The sequence below is a fragment of the Bradyrhizobium sp. AZCC 1610 genome (assembly GCF_036924515.1).
In the GTDB taxonomy this organism is placed as follows: Bacteria; Pseudomonadota; Alphaproteobacteria; order Rhizobiales; family Xanthobacteraceae; genus Bradyrhizobium.
In genome coordinates this window covers 6652942-6671890 of record NZ_JAZHRR010000001.1, presented here as the reverse complement: position 1 = coordinate 6671890, position 18949 = coordinate 6652942, and the positions used below count along the sequence as shown (strand labels likewise).

Below are 18949 nucleotides of genomic sequence, written 5' to 3'. Positions count from 1 at the left end.
GATGCCCGGGACAAGCCCGGGCATGACGAGTTGGTGAGACCTTGCCCCGCAGTTTCGACACCCCACTCCCGATCGACGCGGTGCTCGATGAACTCGGGCGCACGCTGACGGCAAACAATGCCGCCGTGCTGGTCGCCCCTCCCGGCGCCGGCAAGACCACGCGGGTGCCGCTGGCGCTGCTCGACGCGCCCTGGCTGAAAGGCAAAAAGATCATCATGCTGGAGCCGCGGCGGATCGCGGCCCGCGCCAGTGCCGAGCGCATGGCACGGACGCTCGGCGAGCGGGCCGGGGAGACCGTCGGCTATCGCGTCCGCTTCGGCTCAAAGATATCCCGCGCGACGCGGATCGAGGTCGTCACCGAGGGCATTTTCTCGCGGCAAATCCTCGACGATCCTGAACTATCAGGCGTCGCCGCCGTGCTGTTCGACGAGTTTCACGAGCGGTCGCTCGATGCCGATCTCGGGCTCGCGCTGGCACGCGATGCGCAGACCGGCTTGCGCGAGGATTTGCGCATCCTGGTGATGTCGGCGACGCTCGACGGCGCGCGGGTCGGCAAACTGCTCGGCGACGCGCCGGTGGTTGCCAGCGAAGGCCGTGCCTTTCCGGTGGCGACGCGCTACCTCGGCCGCAAGGCGGATGCACCGATCGAGCGGCAGATGGCCGATGCGATCGCTGTCGCACTGCGTGCTGATCCCGGCTCGGTGCTGGCTTTCCTGCCGGGCGCCGCCGAAATCCGCCGCACGCAGAATTTTCTCAGCGAGCGGGTTCATGATGCGAGCGTCGAGATCGTGCCGCTGTTCGGCGCGCTCGACGCCGCCGTGCAGGACCGCGCTATCGCGCCGGCGCCGAAAGGCCAACGCAAGGTCGTGCTGGCGACCTCGATCGCGGAGACCTCGTTGACCATCGAGGGCGTGCGCATCGTCGTCGATTCCGGTCTGGCGCGCGTGCCGCGCTACGAGCCAGACATCGGCCTGACCCGGCTGGAGACGGTGCGCGCCTCGCGCGCCGCGGTCGATCAGCGCCGCGGCCGCGCCGGCCGTACTGAGCCCGGCGTCTGTTACCGGCTGTGGGACGAGCCGCAGACCGCTTCGCTCGCCGCCTACACCCAGCCAGAAATTCTCTCGGCCGATCTGTCCTCGCTGGTGCTCGATCTCGCGCAATGGGGCGTCCGCGATCCAACGACGCTGGCGTTTCTCGATTCGCCACCGGCGCCCGCGCTGAAGGAGGCCAACAGCCTGCTCCACGAACTCGGCGCGCTCGATTCCGACGGCCGAATCACTGCGGAGGGCCAGAGCCTGCGGGCGCTGGCACTGCCGCCACGGCTGGCGCGCATGATCGTGGATTCGCATCGGCTGGGCGCGGGCGAAGAGGCGGCCGACATCGCGGCGATCCTGACCGAACGCGGCCTCGGTGGCGACAGCGTCGATCTCGACCACAGGCTCGATCAGTTCCGCCGCGACCGCTCGCCGCGCGCCAGTAGCGCCCGCAGCCTCGCGCAGCGCTGGGCGCAGCAGGTGGCGGCGACAGAAGGGCCGCCCAGCGAGGATGCCTCGCCCTCCACCGGCATCATGCTGGCGCTCGCCTTCCCCGACCGCGTTGCGCGCAATCGCGGCAATGGTAGTTTCGTGCTGGCCAATGGCCGCGGCGCTGCCGTCGAGCAAACCTCGTCGCTGGCGCGCGCGCCCTATATCGCGGTCGCCGAGCTGACAGGCACCGCAGCCCAGGGGCGGATTCTGCTGGCGGCACCGATCGCGCAAGAAGATATCGAAATGCGCTTCGCCGATCAGATCGAGGACAGGGAAGAGATTTCGTTCGATCGCGGCGCGATGGCGCTGCGTGCGCGCCGCAAGCGGACGCTGCACGCGATCACGCTGTCGGAAGCGCCGGTCGCGCTGTCGCCCTCGACAGAGACCGCGCACATTTTCGCCACGGGTTTGATTGCCGCCGGGCTCGACAAACTGCCGTGGTCGAAATCCCTGAAGCAATGGCGCGACCGGGTGATGTTCCTGCGCAAGGCGGAAGGCGATAGCTGGCCCGATCTGTCGGACGCGGCGCTCGCCGCCGAAAGCGAAAATTGGCTGGTACCGGCACTATACGACAAGACCTCGCTGAAGGAGCTTTCGCCCGGCGATCTCTCCGACGCGCTGATGACGCTATTGCCATGGGAGTTGCGCACGCGGCTGGAGCGCGAAGCGCCGACGCATTTCGAAGCGCCGACCGGCACCATGCTGGCCATCGACTACGAGGCCGAGCAGGGCCCGACCATTGCGGTTCGCTTACAGGAATTGTTCGGGCTCAACACTCATCCCTCGATCGCCAAGGGCGCGGTGCCGCTGGTGCTGGAATTGCTGTCGCCGGCGCAGCGTCCGGTGCAGGTGACGCGCGATTTGCCGGGCTTCTGGCGCGGCAGCTATGCGGCCGTGCGCTCCGACCTGCGCGGCCGCTATCCCCGCCACCCCTGGCCGGAAGACCCGGCGACCGCGCTGCCGACCCGCCGCGTCAAGCCGCGCGGAACGTGAGGGCGCAGAGCCGTCATTGCCGGGCTTGACCCGGCAATCCATCCCTCCTCAGGGAAGCCTTTTATTGAAGATTGATGGATACGCGGGTCGAGCCCGCGTATGACGATCTCGGGCGTTAACGCTTCACTCATCCTTTTCGTCAAAATGGCAGCCTTGGCCGCCTCTGTTAATCGCGGCTTGGCCCCAGGCGTGATGTTATCGGCGGTCTGGCAATCGAGTGTGGCGTAATGCGTAACCTGATGATCGTTGCCGCCGTTCTCGTCGGTCTCGGTACCTACATGGCGCAGATGGCGGACAAGATGTCGCCGGCGCCGGCCTCCGCCAGCGCATCGCCGACAAAAGCTCCCACCCAAACGGTCGCGCAGGCCTCTGGCCGCAGCCTCAATATTCCCCGCGACGCCCGCGGCCATTTCCTGACTGACGGCCGCATCGAAGGTCAGCGCGTCAATTTCATGATCGACACCGGCGCTTCGCTGGTGGCGCTGAACGAGAAGTCCGCGGCGCGGTTCGGCCTGCGTCCCTCGCGCGGCGATTACAATGCGACCGTCACCACCGCCAACGGCACCATCAAGGCCGCCCGCACCCGGCTTGCCATGATCGAACTCGGTGGCCTCGTGGTGCGCGACGTCGACGCCGTGGTGCTGCCCGACGAGGCGCTGTCGGAAAACCTGCTCGGCCTGTCGTTCCTGTCGAAGCTGAAGCGTTTTGAATACGCCAACGGCAAGATGGTGCTGGAACAGTAAGGTTTCTCGGTTACCAATCCGCCGCAATTAGCCGCCACAAGGCGCCGGTCCCGCCTATCGCCGGGCCGGCGTATTCGCTATGGCTGCGGTGTTCCCTCGCAATTTATTGACAAGGCTGCCCCATGTTCCCGAAGCCCAAATCCGTGCTGGTTCCCAATACCTATGCCTACGAATCCGGGCCGATGGTGAAGGCAACCGGCTTTCGCGAATACGACGCGCGCTGGCTGTTCGAGAAGGAAATCAACCTGATGGGCGTTCAGGCGCTGGGCATGGGGCTCGGCGCGCTGATCAGGGAACTCGGCGTTAAACAGGAAATCGTTACCGGTCATGATTTTCGCGGCTATTCGGCCTCGATCAAATACGCGTTGATTTCCGGCCTGATGGCGGCGGGCTGCAAGGTGCACGACATCGGGCTTGCGGTGACACCGATGGCCTATTTCGCGCAGTTCGATCTCGACGTGCCCTGCGTCGCGATGGTGACCGCTTCGCATAACGACAATGGCTGGACCGGCGTGAAGATGGGCGCCAACCGCCCGCTCACCTTCGGCCCCGACGAGATGACGCGGCTGAAGGAAATCGTGCTCAACGCCGATTTCAACAACAAGGCCGGCGGCTCCTATCAATTCCACGAGGACTTTCCGGCGCGCTATATAGCGGATCTGACGAAGCGGCCGAAGCTGAAACGCAAGCTGAAAGTCGTGGTCGCCTGCGGCAACGGCACGGCAGGCGCGTTCGCACCGCAGGTGATGGAAGCGATCGGCTGCGAGGTGATCCCGCTCGACACCGAACTCGATCACACCTTCCCGAAATACAATCCGAACCCCGAAGACATGGAGATGCTGCACGCGATCCGCGACGCGGTGCTCAAGCATAAGGCCGATGTGGGCTTAGGCTTTGACGGCGACGGCGACCGCTGCGGCGTGGTCGACAATACCGGCGAGGAAATCTTCGCCGACAAGGTCGGCGTGATGCTGGCGCGGGACATGTCGGCGATCCACAAGGATGCGCAATTCGTGGTCGACGTGAAATCCACCGGGCTGTTCGTGACGGACCCGGTGCTGCAAAAGCAGGGCGCCAAGACCGCCTACTGGAAGACCGGCCATTCCTACATGAAGCGCCGCACCAACGAGATGGGCGCGCTGGCGGGTTTCGAAAAATCCGGCCACTTCTTCTTCAACAAGCCGTTCGGCCGTGGCTATGATGATGGCCTGGTCTCGGCGATTGCGATCTGCGAGATGCTCGATCGCGCCTCCGATAAGTCGATGGCGGACCTGAAAGATGCGCTGCCGAAGACCTGGTCGTCGCCGACGATGTCGCCGCATTGCGCCGACGAAACCAAATACGGCGTGGCCGACGCCGTGGTGAAGCATTTCGAAGCGTTGCAGAAGAACGGCGACAAGGTCGCAGGCCAGAAGATTCGCGATCTCGTCACCGTCAACGGCGTGCGTGTTACCGTCGAAGACGGAAGCTGGGGCTTGGTGCGGGCGTCATCCAACAAGCCGGAGCTGGTAGTGGTGGTCGAGAGCCCGGTGAGCGAAGCGCGCATGCGCGACATGTTCGAGGCGATGGATTCCGTGCTGCGCACGCATCCGGAGGTCGGCGCGTATAATCAGAAGATTTGAGGGGCGGACGGTGTTTGCCTAACACGCGCTCGTCGTCCCCGCGAAGGCGGGGATCCAGTACGCCGCGGCTTTCCTGTTAGGTCACTGACGTCTCTGGAATACTTGTATGGGGGTGATCAAGAGTGAGCGTTGTCAGATCATTGCTATCGTCTCCTTGTTCGACGAAGACCGACATCTCCTCGTCCCGACCCCGAGACGACTAGCCGCCTGGGCGGAACGACGGTCAAGGGTGGCCGCAGGCCATCGCGGAGCGACGCAGCCCTTGACGGTCGTGAGCCCGGCGGCAGGCTTGAGGGCGGGACGAGGTTTGGCGTTAGCGGCATAGGGACGATTTCCGAGGCGAGCCCACCGTGGACGCGATACCGCGTCGCAGACTTGTATTCGGTTGATCGATCGGGACCAGAACCATGATGCATGCATGCGCATCGGGGGCGAAGCTCCGGGGCGGCGGGTCCATTCTGGGTCGCGGCGCAAAGGCCATGTATTCCGGCGGATCACCGCCACCTCGGATGTCGTCGGCAGACTGCCGGCTGCCGAACCGTCAATCGTGTTGGGGTTGCGGAAGCTGCATGGTCAGGTTCCGGCCGGGCGCAGCCTGAGCCCCTCCGTCATCTCGCCGGTGGTTGCCAGCCGCCACAGCGCGATGAGCAGCTTGCGCGCCAGCGCCACGATCATGGTTTTGCGCGTGGCGCTGCGGCCATCTGCGGTGCGCTCGCGGAACCAGCGGACGAGCCGGCTATCCTTCTGGAAGATCAGAAAGCGCCAGGCCAGTTGGATCATGCCGCGGCGGACCCGACCATTGCCGGCGCGGGTCCCTTCTCGCGCCGGCGCTTGCCGCTCTCGTCCGGCGCGCCGGTCAGTCCAGCATAGCGCGCAACAGCTTTGCGATCGCGCAGCTTGCGCGCCAGCGCCTCATTTACCAGCATGTCGGCGGTCTCAATGCCGACGCCAAAAACCCTTGCGATCAGACGAACCATCGCGTGAGGCCTTGTCGTTGCGGCCGGCGCGAGCGCGAGCCGGCGCAACCGTTCACTTTCGATGATGTGGATCTGGTCGTGCACCAGGCGCAGCCGCTCCAGATCGCGGCGCAATTCGGCGTGGGCATTTTCCGGTAACGGTGTTCCTTCCGCGGTGTGCAGTGTCTCCAGCTTCTGCGCCGCCTTGCGCAGCCTCGGATTGAACCCGCCGATGCCGAACAGGGCGAGGACAGCCTTGATCCGGTTGACGATCCGTGTTTGCTCGCCCACGAGGCTCTCCCGCTCACGACTCGGCCGCCGCGCATCTTCTTCCGCCATGGTCGGGATCGCGACCATGCTGCAATGGCGCTTCTCGCCACGCAGCCAGCCGAGAAACGAGCGCATCAGCAGTTCCGTATCGACCCGATCGGTCTTGGCCCGGCGGTGCTCGCGGGACACTGCGATGCTTGCGGCATGGATGACGTAGGCCTCGATGGCGCGCGCCTGCAGCCAGCGCGCCAGCCAGAATCCGTCTCGCCCGGCCTCATAGGCGCAGACGATCCGCCTGACCGTCCGCCCGGCCTTGCGCGCTTCATCCTGCCAGCGCTGCAACAGCTTCAGCAGAGCGTCCGCATTTGCACCAAGCTTCTTCAGGGGCTGGCGCTCGCCCCCCGGGATCACAGCCGCAACAAGCCACTTCGACTGGCTCATCTCGATCACTGCGACCAACGTGCTATCCTGTTCGAAGGCGGTGAGGGACCTGCTGGCGTCAAACGATTGCGACATGGGGTGCTCCATTGCGTGATCACGGCGCTCGAGGGTATCCACACCCTCGCCGCCGCTCCCCCCATAGCATCTGGATCGTCCGCCTTCGCGGACGATGACAGTGTTCTCGAATTCTTACGCCACGTGCAGCGAGCCCAGGAAGCTGTCGACCTCGGACTTCAGCTGGTCGGATTGCGACGACAGACCGTTCGCAGCATCCAGTAGCTTCGATGTTGCCCGGCCCGCCTCTTCCGAAGCACGGCTGACACTGAGAATGTTGCCGTTGACGTCCCGCGTACCGTTAGCCGCCTGCTGCACATTTCCGGCGATTTCCCTCGTCGCTGCGCCCTGTTGATCGACGGCGGCGGCGACTTCATTGGATATCTCGTCGATCTCGGCGATGGTTCCGCCGATCGCCTGAATGGCGCTGACGGCCTGGCTGGTGGCCGTCTGGATGTCCTGCACCTGCGCCGAGATTTCTTCCGTTGCTTTCGCGGTCTGATTGGCCAGCGCCTTGACTTCGCTCGCCACCACCGCAAATCCCCGTCCATGTTCGCCGGCGCGGGCGGCTTCGATCGTGGCGTTCAGCGCCAGCAGGTTGGTCTGGCTCGCAATGCTCTGGATCAGCGTGACGACTTCGCCGATCTTCTGGGTGCCGGCGGCAAGCCCCTCAACCACGGAGTTGGTGCGGCGAGCCTCTTCGGCGGCCTTGTTTGCGATTTCGGCGGAGCGCGTCACCTGCTGGGCAATGTTGCTGATGGAGGCCGTCAGCTCCTCGGTCGCCGCCGCAACCGTTTCCACGTTCGATGAGGCCCGGGTCGAGGCGGCCGCTGCCTCTGCGGTATGCCGAGTGGTTTCCGCGTTGCTCTTGCTCATCAAGGTGGAGAGGCCCTGCACCTCGTTGGCGGTTAACGCGACCGCCTCGACGATGCTGCCGATCTTGCGCTCGAAGCCCGCGGCGAGTTCGCGGCGCGCCGTGTCGCTGTCCTGCTTGGCCTGCCGTTCGGCGGTCATCCGGTCGATATTGGCTCGGGCTTCGGCGGCATTTGCCGCTTCCGCCTCGGCGGTCTTCTGCGCGGTCGTCTCGAACAGGCCGGACAGCTTCACCGCCAGCCAGCTCAGCACGCCGGCCTCGATCAGAAGAATGACGGCGTGAAGAACGACGCGGCCGAGATCGGCGCCGCCGGGATAGACCGCCGCCGGAAGCAGGAAGTTCAGCACCAGATGATGCAGCGCGACCGCGACCGCGCCGGCGAGGATCGGGCGATAGTCGCAATAGGCGAGGAGACACGCCAACGTGGCAAAGAAATACATGTGCGTGTCGACCTGCCAAGCATGGCCGGCGAACTGGAAGGTAAACACCGACACGCTGCCCATCAGGGCGACGGCAAAGATCAGCCGGGTCGAAAGCCCGTTACCCGAGGTGCGCCACGACAGGGTCGCGGCCAGCGCCATCGCCGCCATCAGCGCGGTTGGCGCCAGCCAGCCGCTATCGCGCATCAGGCCGATGACGAGCGCCATGGGAACATGAAGCCAGAGCAATCCCAGCAAGGCCTTGCTGGTGGTTTCGCGCAAAGCTGCAAGATCATCGCTTTCAATGGTCATTTCCGGATTCCCAATATGCATTCAATAAATAGCTGCTTTGTTTGTGAAACAGGCCACGATCGCTTGCGGATCGATTGCGAACCAGGCCCCGGCCTCGTGCAGCCGTGACAATCCCTCAACGCCGTCGGGCCGCACCACCAGCAGCGATGGAACGGCGGTCACGCGGACGATGGCAGCATTGGCTGAAGCGGCGGCCGAGAAGGCCTGCTGAGAATCCCACCAAACGGGAAATGCTACGGCCACGACTTCAGCGCCTGGACGGGCCTGAAACGACAGTCCTGCGATGCCGGTGAAGCTGGCGATCAGCAACAGCATGGCGTTAAGCCATGCGGGCCATCGGTGGCTGAGTGTGACATTCCGACCCATCCCCCGTGTCTATGGACACAGGGCTAATGTTCGGTGAACGGACCCGCTCCGTAGAATTACGGAGGTTACTTACGCCGCCGGCACCGGCAGCGCGGTCACCGACTTGATCTTCTCCATCGCAAAACGCGAGGTGACGTTCTTCAGCGGCACGGCGCTGATCAGCTTTTTGTAGAACACGTCGTAGCTCGCCATGTCGGCGACCACGACGCGCAGCATGTAGTCGACGTCGCCGGCCATCCGGTAGAACTCCATCACCTCGGGCATGGCGCTGACGGCGCTGGCGAAGGCTTTCAGCCACGCCTCGGAATGATCGGCGCTCTCGACCGAGACGAACACCGAAATGCCCAGCCCGATCTTGTTCTGGTCGACCAGCGCCACCCGGCGCAGGATCACGCCGTCGGCCTCCAGCCGCTGGATCCGCTTCCAGCACGGCGTCGACGACAACCCGACCCGGTCCCCGATCTCGGCGACCGAAAGGGAGGCGTCCTCCTGCAGCACGGTCAGGATCTTGCGGTCGATGGCGTCTAAGCGGCGGTTGGCTTCAGGGAGCTGAACGGCTAAATCGGTCATGAGAAGAATGTTCCATACGGGAGATCATATCCCCTAATATATAGAAAATTCTTCTATAGCAAGCCCTGCTATTGGCCGGTCGACGCCCGGTCTGCAGCCTGGCCGTGGCTTAAAAACTCCTCAACTTCAGCACGTTGCGGGGCGGCGAAGGCACCCCCGAAACGGGTGCATTTCAGCGCCGCGGCGGCGGAGGCGAATCGCAGCGCCTGCCGCAATTCCTGCTTCTCGGTGATGGCCAGCGCGAACGCGCCGTGGAACACGTCGCCGGCGCCAAGGGTATCCACCGTATGCACCGGGAAGGCCGGGGTTTCCTGGATCTCCCCGTTCTCGTCGAGCCAGATGGTGCCTCTCGGTCCCCGCGTTCCCGCCAGGAACGACGGCGTCAGTTTGGCAATCTTCTTCAGCGCCTGGGCGTCGTCGGTGACATCTGCAGTTTCCTGCAGCGGTTCGCTGGAGAACACCAGGTGGGAGGAGGCGTTCAGCAGACCCTCGCGCAGCGACATCGCGCGATCGACGTCGACGATCACGGGAATGCCGCGCCTGATAGCTTCGGCGCAAAGCTCGGTGCAGAATTCGGCGCAGCGGCTCTCGGTGAGAATGGCGGCGCAATCGTCCAGCAGTGTGTCGAAATCGGGCAATTTCACATGCCACAGTTTCGGATCGCGGAAGGTCACGATGGTGCGTTCGCCGGAAGGATCGATCATCACCGCCGAGATCGGCGTCACCAGCCCCGGCATGTGAATGAGGTGCTTTGTGTCGATGCCCTCATGCGCCATCTGCTCGAAGATGAAACGACTGGACGTCTCCCTGGAATCACCCATAGGCCCACAGATCGAGGCTCGGCCGCCGAGCCTCACGATGCCAATTGCGCCATTCAACGCGTTGCCGCCGCAGATTTCGTCGAAACCTGTCGCATTCTCCTTGGAACCACGCCCGGGGACACCGGGTGTATTGAAGGTAAGGTCGCGCACCGGCATGCCGATGCAGAGAATCCGCGGCGGCCTTGTGGGCGCTTTGTCTTGAAAGTTCATCTGGGAATCCGTCATGTCGGTTCCGCCTTCAGTCGGAACCAAGATCCCGAGTTAATCGACTGGTCCATGGACGGTTCCCGCTATGCACCAGTCTCTTTTCCGTCATGCACCCAGCGTCCGATGAGATGATGCGCAATCGCGAACGGATGCGCCGCAAACAGGCCGTCAGGATGTTCGCGCCGGTGCATCAGGGCGACCTCGGCGCGATCGAACCAGCGTGCGTCCTCGAGCTCGGTGCGGTCCACCACGATATCCTCGTTGAGCGCGCGCGCGGCGCATCCGATCATCAGCGATGACGGATAGGGCCATGGCTGCGTCATGTAATAGCTCACGTCGGTGCAGCGAATGCCGGATTCCTCGAAAATCTCGCGGCGGACCGCGTCCTCGATGGTCTCGGCGGCTTCGACAAAGCCGGCCAGACATGACCACATCCCGGGCAAAAACTGCTTCTGCCGGCCGAGCAGGCATTTTTCACCATGCGTGACCAGCATGATCACGACCGGATCGGTGCGCGGAAAATGCTCGGCCTTGCAACTCGGGCACTCGCGCTTCCAGCCGCCGTCCTTCATCGCCGTGCGGGTGCCGCAATTGGCGCAATAGCCGTGGCGCTGATGCCAGGTCACCATCGATTTCGCCATGGCGATGGCGGAGAGCTGTTCCGGCGGCACCGTGCCTTGCATGGCCATGCCGCGCAGCTCGGTGACGGCGACGTCGTCGCGCGTCATCAGCTTCTCGACGGCCGCGGCCGAAATGCCCATGCCGAAAACAGGCGCGCCGTCGCGCAGGCCTAAAAAGATCGTGCCGGGATTGGCGCCGAGCTTCACCGCCTCTTCGACGCCGAGCAGCACGCGCGGTCCATCCGCCTCCTGCCTCACCAGAAGCGAGTCGCGGTAGATCACATAGGCGCCGGCGTTGCGCTGGCCCTCCAGTGCGAACAGTTTTTCGTCATTGGTGCGCAGATGCGCGGCGCGATCCAGAATGTGGGTAACGAAAGCGGGCTTCCCCAGCGGATATTTATCGAATGCGGACATCGGTTCAACCCAACCAGATCTTGCGGCGAAGCGCGTTGATGAAATTCTGTACTTCCTCGGCGTCATGCGCCAGCGGCGGCATCACGCCCCAGACCGGGCGCGGCCAGGCCGCGTCGCTGGTGCGCCGCGCGATGACGTGGACATGCAACTGCGGCACCAGGTTGCCCAGCGCCGCGACATTGAGCTTGTCGCATCTGGTGACCTCTTTCAGCGCGCGCGAGACCCGGGAGATTTCCGTCATCAACTGCGCCTGCTCGACCTCGTCGAGGTCGATGATTTCCACCGCACCCACCCGGCGCGGCACCAGCAACAGCCACGGGTAATGCGCATCCTTGATGACCAGCACCTTGCACAGCGGCAGGTCGCCGATGTCGATGGTGTCCTTTTTGAGCTGGGAATGCAGCGACCAGGCGGAGGCGTCAGAGGGCATTAGGGTCTATGATCCTCAAAGTAGGATTGCAGAGGGCGGCCCTGCAAACAACACCCGTCATGGCCGGGCAGAAGCGCGAAGCGCGTTTTTGCCCGGGATGTCCCGGGCATCCACGTCTTTTTTGCGCTGAATTGGAAGAAGCAAGACGTGGATGGCCGGGTCAAGCCCGGCCTTGACGAAACGGGGGTAGTTCCAGCGCATGGCACCCACCAACCCCGCTTGCTTTCCGACCCTTTTGGCCCCAAATAAGGACCGGGAGATTGGCGGTGGACGAGCCACTCGCCAACCGGGTCAGGTCCGGAAGGAAGCAGCCCTAACGAGGTCCGGATCGGGTCGCTCGTCAGTCTCCTACCTGTTTTTCGAGCGAATCGCGCAAGGAGAGCGGAAAAGTCCGCGCCTTGCGCCTGGTTTCGTTCCTTTCCGCAAGCCGGCCCCGAGAGACAATCAATTGCGGATCGACCGATGAGTGATGCTGGCGCTCCCCCCGACAAGTCAGACGACGCCGGCCAGAGCGGCTTCGGCCTCGGCGGCCAGGGCGAGACGGCCAAGCCCTACCGGGTGCTGGCACGAAAATATCGCCCGTCCAGTTTTGACGACCTGATCGGCCAGGAGGCGATGGTCCGCACCGTTTCGAATGCGTTCGAAACCGGCCGGATTCCGCAGGCCTGGATCCTGACCGGCGTCCGCGGTGTCGGCAAAACCACCACGGCGCGGATTCTCGCCCGCGCGCTGAACTACGAAAAGCCTGACGGGTCGGTGAAGGGGCCGACCATCCACATGCCTGACCTCGGCGTGCACTGCCAGGCGGTCATGGAAAGCCGGCACATGGACGTGCTGGAAATGGACGCGGCGTCCCATACCGGCGTCGACGACGTCCGCCAGATCAATGACAGCGTGCGCTACGCGCCGGCCAGCGCCCGCTACAAGGTCTACATCATCGACGAAGTCCACATGCTGTCGACGGCGGCCTTCAACGCCTTCCTGAAGACGCTGGAAGAGCCGCCCGAGCACGCCAAATTCGTGTTCGCCACTACCGAGATCCGCAAAGTCCCGGTCACGGTGCTGTCGCGCTGCCAGCGTTTCGACCTGCGCCGCGTCGAGGCCGACGTGCTGATGGGGCATCTTTCCAGCATCGCGAAAAAGGAAGGCGTCGAGGTCGAGCCCGAGGCGCTCGGCATCATCGCGCGCGCCGCGGAAGGCTCGGTGCGCGATTCGCTCTCCCTGTTCGATCAGGCGATTGCGCACGCGGCGGGCCTTGTCCGTGCCGACGCGGTGCGGCAGATGCTGGGCCTGGCCGACCGCACCCGGGTGATCGACCTGTTTGAGCATCTGGCGCGCGGCGATATCGCCAGCGCCTTTGGCGAATTCCGTTCGCAGTATGACGTCGGCGCCGATCCGGTCGTGGTGCTGTCCGACCTCGCCGAATTCGTCAATTTCGTCACCCGCGTGAAGATCGTGCCGGCCACCGCCGACAATGTCGCGTTCGGCGAGACCGAGCGCGTCCGTGCCCGCGAGTTCGCCGCAAAACTGTCGATGCGGGTGCTGTCGCGGATGTGGCAGATGCTGCTCAAGGGTATCACCGAGGTGCAGACCGCGACCCGGCCGGCGGCGGCCGCGGAAATGGTGCTGGTCCGCATCGCCTATGTCGCCGACCTGCCGACGCCGGACGAGGCGATCCGGATGCTCGACCAGAACGGCGGCGGATCGCAAATTGCCTCCGGCGGCGCGGCGCCGTCACGGGCTGCGCCCACCGCACCGGTATCTTCAATGTCTGCGGCTTCGCCGATGCGGACGCCTGTCTCGCCCCGCTCCGGCGCTGAAGCGTCTGCGCGGCCGCAAATGGTGGCGCCATCGGCCCAAACGGAGTCCGCGCCCGTCCTGCGGATCACCACTTTTCCGCAACTGGTCGCGCTGGCCGGCGAGAAACGCGATATCCTGACCAAGACGGCGCTGGAATCCGATATGCGCCTCGTTCGCTTCGAGGACGGGCGGCTGGAGGTGGCGCTGGAGCGCCATGCGGCGCGCGGGCTGGTCAACGACCTCTCCCGCAAGCTGGAATTATGGACCGGGCGGCGCTGGACCGTGGTCATCTCCAACGAGGCCGGCCAGCCGACGCTGCGATCGCAGAACGAACAGGCGAGGAACGAGCACGCGCGCGCCGCGGAAGCCGATCCGCGCGTCCAGGAGGTGCTGGCGCGGTTTCCAGGCGCCAAGGTGGTCGAGGTGCGCCGGCTTGCCGCCGAGCCGCCGGAATCCAGTATTATCGCTGAAGACTTGAACGAGATTTCCGACGGCGACGACGACTGATCGGACTCTCGAGAGGACGGATAAATGGCTGATTTTCTCGGCATGATGAAGCAGGCGGCGGAGCTGCAATCCAAGATGCAGGCGATGCAGGAAGAGCTCGGCAATCTCGAGGTCGAGGGCATTTCCGGCGGCGGGCTGGTTGCCGTACGCATGACTGCGAAGATGGAAGTGAAGGGCGTGAAGATCGACCAGTCGCTGATGAAGGCCGAGGAGCGTGAAGTGCTCGAGGATCTGCTGGTGACCGCGCATAACGATGCGCGGCGCAAGGCGGAAACCACGGCGATGGAAAAGATGCAGGCGCTGACCGGCGGGCTCGGCCTGCCGCCCGGGCTTGGCCTCACCTGAAATGGCAGCAAGCGTTGCCGGCCCCGAAATCGAACGTCTGATCCAGCTCCTGGCGCGCCTGCCGGGGCTGGGGCCGCGCTCGGCGCGGCGCGCGGCGCTGCACCTGATCAAGAAGCGCGAGGCGCTGATGACGCCGCTCGCCGGCGCGCTCCAGGTCGCGATCGACAAGATTCAGGTCTGCAAGACCTGCGGCAATATCGACACGCAAAATCCCTGCACGGTATGCACCGACCCGCGCCGCGATCCCTCGACCATTGTCGTGGTCGCCGACGTCGCCGATCTCTGGGCGCTGGAACGGGCGAATGCGACCAACGGCCGCTATCACGTGCTCGGCGCCACATTGTCGCCACTCGACGGCGTCGGTCCGCAGGATCTGACCATCGACGCGTTGGTGGCCCGCGCGCACGAATCACAAGTTAGCGAAATCGTTCTGGCGCTGAACGCAACGGTTGATGGCCAGACCACCGCCCATTACATCACCGATCTCCTGCAGGACGCCAACGTCAAGGTGACCCGGCTTGCCCACGGCGTACCGGTCGGCGGCGAACTTGATTATCTCGACGAAGGTACGCTATCGGCTGCCATGCGGCAGCGAACGCTGTTCTAACCCACATCAACGGAACTGATCGACATGACGAAACCACGATTCGGCAAACGCTCCCGCTTTGCGGTCATCATCATGGCCGCAGCCCTGGTTGCGCCTTCCGCATGGGCGCAGCAGGCCGAGCCGGCGCCGAAGCCCGGCAAGCCGATCAATGCCGGCGACGTCCTGTCCGGCGAACTCAACGCTATGAAGGGCGGCAAGAAGAGCAAGCGCGCCGCGACCTACCAGATCACCAGCGAACCGCGCCGGCTGCCGCCGCCGAACGGGCTCTGCAATCTCGAAACGGGACCTGAGACGTTCCAGCTCGTCACCAGCAGCGACGCCCAGGCCGCGCAACTGAAGAATTTCATCGGCAAGGAAATTTCCGTCAAGGTCGACGAAGTCGCCTGTGCGCAGGACGCCGGGCAGATGAGCGAAGCCGTGATCACCAAATGGAGCGTGGTGACGAAGCACTAAGCAGCGAACTTCGTAGCCCGGATGGAGCGAAGCGCAATCCGGGATATCTCAGCCGCCATCGCACCGGCCCCCGGATTTCGCTCTGCTCCATCCGGGCTACAGGACTAAATCTTCACCGGCCCCAATTCGTCAAAATGCCCGCGCCGCTGCAGCCACGCCAGCAGGATCAGGCTCGGCACTGCGACCGCGACGGAGATCACGAAGAACAGCGACCAGCCCGTGGCCTCTGCCACATAGCCCGCACCTGAGGACAGGTAGGTGCGCCCTACTGCGGCGAGCGCGGTAAGCAGCGCGTATTGGGTCGCGGTGTGCAGCGGGTTCTGGCACAAGGCCGAGAGATAGGCGACGAAGATCACGGTACCGATCGCGCCAGTGAAGTTCTCCGCCGAGATGGCGACCGCCAGCGCCCATTGATTGACGCCGACATAGGCGAGCCACGCAAACACCAGGTTGGAGATCGCCTGCAGCACGCCGCCGATCCACAGGCTTGCGACCAGCGAATAGCGCCGCGCCAGATAGCCGCCGGCAAATCCGCCGATCAGGGTCGCGATAAGGCCGACACCCTTGACGATGGCGGCGTAGTCGTTGCGGGTGAAGCCGAGGTCGATCACGAACGGCGCGGTCATCGTGCCGGAAAACGCATCGGTGAATTTGAACAGCACCACGAAGGCCAGCGCCACCCAGGCATACTTGCGGGCGAGAAATTCGGAGAACGCCCCGACGGCCGCATGCATGACGCGCGAGAAAGCTGTCTCGCCGCGAGTCTTGGCCTCCGCACGCACCGATTGTTCCGGCTCGGTTGCGGCCAGCGCGGTGACGGTGCCGATCAGCACCAGTGCTGCCATGGCAACATAGCCCCACATCCAGGCTGCGTGACGCCCGATGCCGGTGCTTTCGAATGCGCTCACCAGGAATAGAACGCCGGCGGTCGATACCAGCAAGCCGATCCGGTAAGCCGCGACGTAGGAGGCCATGCCGGCGGCCTGTTCGCTCTCGGGCAGGCTTTCGACGCGGAATGCATCGACCACGATGTCCTGCGTCGACGACATCGTTGCGACCAGCAGTGCGCCGAGCGCGACGAACAGCGGCGAGCGCGCCGGGTCGGTTAGCGCCAGCAGCAAGATCGCACCGATCAGGAGCAGTTGCGAGAACACCAGCCAGCCGCGGCGTCGGCCGAAGGCGCGCGTGAAGACCGGCACGTGCAGTGCATCGACCAGCGGCGCCCAGACAAATTTCAGCGTGTAGGGCGTGCCGACCAGCGCAAACAGCCCGATGGTGCCGAGATCCACGCCGGATTCCCGCATCCATACCAGCAGCGTCGATCCCGACAGCGCCAGCGGCAAGCCTGACGAAAAGCCGAGCATCAGCACGATCAGCACGCGCGGCTGAAGATAGACGGCCCAGCCCTCGCGCCAGGACGGTGCGGGAGCGGCAGCTTTCTCAGGTGAAACGGAGGTGGATTCTGGTGCTGTCATGGAGGGGTGTTAGCAGATTCTGCAACAAAAAGACTGTCATCGCCCGGCTTCAAGCCGGGCGATGACAGTTTGATATGTGGCTATAGCTGCGCAATAACTGCCTACTCCCCCGCTTGCAGCTTGCGCGGCACGGGGAACAGCTCGGCTGTTCCGCCCTTGACCACGCGCGGCACTTCCACCGGCGCGTCGGTCTTGCTGAAATCGAGTTCCTCGATCCGCCCGGCGCGCTTTTCGATCTTGTCGGCGGAGATCAGGATCTGCCTGACGTCCTCGTTGACGTCGCCAAAATGCTTCTGCAGCTTCAGCACGCGTTCGCGCAGGCGCCCCAGATCGTCGCCGAGGTTGAGCACCTCGGTGCGGATCTGGTCGGCGGCGTCGCGCATCCTGGCGTCTTTCAGGATCTGCTGCATCACCTGAATCGCCAGCATCAGCAGCGAGGGCGACACCAGCACGACGCGGGCGCGGTAGGCCTTCTGGATCACGTCGTCGAAACCGTCGTGGATTTCGGCATAGACCGACTCCGACGGCACGAACATCAGCGCGGTATCCTGGGTCTCGCCAGTAATCAGATATTTCTCGGCGATGTCGTTGACGTGCTTCATCACGTCGTTGCGCAGCCGCTGCGTGGCGAATTTCTTTTCCTCGTCACTGCGCGCATCGTGCAGCGCAGTCATCGCTTCCAGCGGAAATTTCGCGTCGATGCAGAGCGGACGCTGGTCGGGCAGGAACACCACGCAGTCCGGCCGCTTCCCGGTCGAGAGCGTGTGCTGGAACGCGTAGGAGCCCTGCGGCATGCCGTCCTGCACGATCGCTTCCATCCGCGCCTGGCCGAAGGCGCCGCGTGACTGCTTGTTGGCGAGCACGTCGCGCAGCGTCGTGACCTGCGACGTCAGGTCGGTGAGGTTCTTGTGCGCATTGTCGATGATGCCGAGCCGCTCATGCAGCACGCGCAGACTATCCATGGTGTGGCGCGTGGTCGCTTCCATCGATTGGCCGACGCGGTGGGTCACCGAATCCAGCCGCTCATTGACCGCGCGCGCCATCTCGGCTTGGCGGCCGGCCAGCGCCTGGCCCATGGCGTCGACCCGGCCGGTGGACTCGCTCTGCGCCCGCAGCATCTCGCTCAGGCGCTCTTCCAACTCGTCGGCGCGGATCGCCTGCGCCATCGCCAGTTCCGCGCCACGGCGGCCGGAGCGGGCGATGACGATGGCGATCGCCAGCAGCAGCACCAATGCGAGCGCGCCAAAGCCTGCCAGCGCCTCGCCGACGTGGATCGGCAGGTCGCCGACGATGAAAAGAATCTCGTTCATTCGCGACTTGTAGCCCGATTCGCCGGCTTTCGCGAACGAAGAGGGAACATTTATGGTAAATGGCGGGTTAATTTTCATGTGTAACGCGGCGTTAAAAATCATGGTTAAGGCCGTCCGAATGCGTTCCGCCGCGCATTGACCCCGGCAAATCAGCAGCTTAAATCGCGCGCTATGGCCCTAAGAGAAATCATCATCCTGCCGGACAAACAGCTCCGGCTGGTCTCCAAACCCGTCGAGAAGGTGACGACGGAGATCCGCAAGCTCGCCGACGACATGTTCGAGACCATGTACGACGCCCCCGGCATCGGGCTGGCTGCGATCCAGGTCGCGCAGCCGTTGCGGCTGATCACCATGGACCTCGCCAAGAAGAGCGAGGACGGCGAAACCAAGCCGCAGCCACGGGTGTTCATCAATCCGGAAATCATCTCCTCGTCGGAGGAATTGTCGGTGTACGAAGAGGGCTGCCTCTCGATCCCCGAATATTACGAGGAGGTCGAGCGCCCGGCGCAGGTGCGCATCCGCTTCACCGATCTCGACGGCAAGGTGCACGAGGAAGACGCCGACGGCCTGTTTGCCACCTGCATCCAGCACGAGATCGACCACCTCAACGGCGTGCTGTTCGTCGACTATCTGTCAAAACTGAAGCGCGACCGCGTGATGAAGAAGTTTACGAAAGCCGCCAAGCGCGCGGCGGAGTAGACCCTACTCTATCGACCGTCATGCCCGGCCTTGTGCCGGGCATCCACGTCTTTCTTTCTCGCTGCACCAAAGACGTGGATGGCCGGGACAAGCCCGGCCATGACGGATTAAGCTG

Annotated in this window: 17 protein-coding genes, 1 other RNA gene and 1 pseudogene; 9 read left to right on the top strand and 10 right to left on the bottom strand. The window is 64.2% G+C overall.

Annotated features, from left to right (window positions below; all coding sequences use genetic code 11):
- Positions 1 to 41 precede the first annotated feature (41 nt).
- The 3 genes from hrpB to V1279_RS32715 all read left to right on the top strand — a co-directional run bounded on the left by hrpB (position 42) and on the right by V1279_RS32715 (position 4884).
- Positions 42 to 2519, top strand: a complete 2478-nt coding sequence (hrpB, locus tag V1279_RS32725) for an ATP-dependent helicase HrpB (protein WP_334444566.1) — start codon at positions 42 to 44, stop codon at positions 2517 to 2519.
- 239 nt (positions 2520 to 2758) lie between these two features.
- Positions 2759 to 3262, top strand: a complete 504-nt coding sequence (locus tag V1279_RS32720; protein WP_334446677.1) for a TIGR02281 family clan AA aspartic protease — start codon at positions 2759 to 2761, stop codon at positions 3260 to 3262.
- Positions 3263 to 3384: 122 nt separating this feature from the next.
- Entirely contained in the window at positions 3385 to 4884 is a 1500-nt protein-coding gene (locus V1279_RS32715) for a phosphomannomutase/phosphoglucomutase (RefSeq protein ID WP_334444564.1), read from the top strand.
- A gap of 573 nt (positions 4885 to 5457) precedes the next feature.
- On the opposite strand, the pseudogene V1279_RS32705 reads toward V1279_RS32715, so the two are convergent.
- The 8 genes and pseudogenes from V1279_RS32705 to V1279_RS32670 all read right to left on the bottom strand — a co-directional run bounded on the left by V1279_RS32705 (position 5458) and on the right by V1279_RS32670 (position 11839).
- A pseudogene (locus tag V1279_RS32705) lies at positions 5458 to 6626 on the bottom strand (IS110 family transposase).
- A gap of 114 nt (positions 6627 to 6740) precedes the next feature.
- Positions 6741 to 8210 (bottom strand): methyl-accepting chemotaxis protein, encoded by a 1470-nt coding sequence (locus V1279_RS32700; protein ID WP_334444560.1) that lies wholly within the window; start codon positions 8208 to 8210, stop codon positions 6741 to 6743.
- 21 nt (positions 8211 to 8231) lie between these two features.
- Positions 8232 to 8525, bottom strand: coding sequence for a hypothetical protein (locus V1279_RS32695; RefSeq protein WP_334444558.1), 294 nt, complete (start codon positions 8523 to 8525; stop codon positions 8232 to 8234).
- 120 nt (positions 8526 to 8645) lie between these two features.
- Positions 8646 to 9146: an Lrp/AsnC family transcriptional regulator gene (locus tag V1279_RS32690; protein ID WP_334444556.1), complete on the bottom strand. Its 501-nt coding sequence runs from the start codon at positions 9144 to 9146 to the stop codon at positions 8646 to 8648.
- Positions 9147 to 9214: 68 nt separating this feature from the next.
- A complete protein-coding gene (locus V1279_RS32685) occupies positions 9215 to 10177 on the bottom strand; it encodes a sugar kinase (RefSeq protein WP_334444554.1) in 963 nt (320 codons plus the stop codon).
- An 80-nt stretch (positions 10178 to 10257) separates the two neighbouring features.
- Positions 10258 to 11208: an NAD(+) diphosphatase gene (nudC, locus tag V1279_RS32680; RefSeq protein ID WP_334444552.1), complete on the bottom strand. Its 951-nt coding sequence runs from the start codon at positions 11206 to 11208 to the stop codon at positions 10258 to 10260.
- Between the two features lie 4 nt (positions 11209 to 11212).
- Positions 11213 to 11638: an HIT family protein gene (locus V1279_RS32675; RefSeq protein ID WP_334444550.1), complete on the bottom strand. Its 426-nt coding sequence runs from the start codon at positions 11636 to 11638 to the stop codon at positions 11213 to 11215.
- Between the two features lie 57 nt (positions 11639 to 11695).
- Complete coding sequence (locus tag V1279_RS32670) at positions 11696 to 11839, bottom strand: hypothetical protein (protein WP_334444548.1); 144 nt, start codon at positions 11837 to 11839, stop codon at positions 11696 to 11698.
- Positions 11840 to 11893: 54 nt separating this feature from the next.
- On the opposite strand from V1279_RS32670, the gene ffs reads away from it, so the two are divergent.
- The 5 genes from ffs to V1279_RS32645 all read left to right on the top strand — a co-directional run bounded on the left by ffs (position 11894) and on the right by V1279_RS32645 (position 15350).
- Positions 11894 to 11990: signal recognition particle sRNA small type (gene ffs, locus V1279_RS32665), an RNA gene on the top strand.
- Positions 11991 to 12100: 110 nt separating this feature from the next.
- Positions 12101 to 13945: a DNA polymerase III subunit gamma/tau gene (locus V1279_RS32660; protein ID WP_334444546.1), complete on the top strand. Its 1845-nt coding sequence runs from the start codon at positions 12101 to 12103 to the stop codon at positions 13943 to 13945.
- Between the two features lie 24 nt (positions 13946 to 13969).
- Positions 13970 to 14290 carry a YbaB/EbfC family nucleoid-associated protein gene (locus V1279_RS32655; protein WP_334444544.1) on the top strand — a complete coding sequence of 107 codons (321 nt, stop codon included), beginning with the start codon at positions 13970 to 13972 and terminating at the stop codon, positions 14288 to 14290.
- Position 14291: 1 nt separating this feature from the next.
- A complete protein-coding gene (gene recR, locus V1279_RS32650; protein ID WP_214489070.1) occupies positions 14292 to 14897 on the top strand; it encodes a recombination mediator RecR in 606 nt (201 codons plus the stop codon).
- A 24-nt stretch (positions 14898 to 14921) separates the two neighbouring features.
- Complete coding sequence (locus V1279_RS32645) at positions 14922 to 15350, top strand: hypothetical protein (protein WP_334444541.1); 429 nt, start codon at positions 14922 to 14924, stop codon at positions 15348 to 15350.
- 104 nt (positions 15351 to 15454) lie between these two features.
- Here the strand turns inward: V1279_RS32645 and V1279_RS32640 are convergent, their stop codons facing one another.
- Both V1279_RS32640 and V1279_RS32635 read right to left on the bottom strand, forming a co-directional pair.
- Positions 15455 to 16825, bottom strand: a complete 1371-nt coding sequence (locus V1279_RS32640) for an AmpG family muropeptide MFS transporter (protein ID WP_334444539.1) — start codon at positions 16823 to 16825, stop codon at positions 15455 to 15457.
- 101 nt (positions 16826 to 16926) lie between these two features.
- Complete coding sequence (locus V1279_RS32635) at positions 16927 to 18135, bottom strand: DNA recombination protein RmuC (RefSeq protein ID WP_334444537.1); 1209 nt, start codon at positions 18133 to 18135, stop codon at positions 16927 to 16929.
- A gap of 171 nt (positions 18136 to 18306) precedes the next feature.
- On the opposite strand from V1279_RS32635, the gene def reads away from it, so the two are divergent.
- Positions 18307 to 18834: a peptide deformylase gene (gene def, locus V1279_RS32630; protein ID WP_334444535.1), complete on the top strand. Its 528-nt coding sequence runs from the start codon at positions 18307 to 18309 to the stop codon at positions 18832 to 18834.
- The last annotated feature ends 115 nt before the right edge of the window (positions 18835 to 18949 follow it).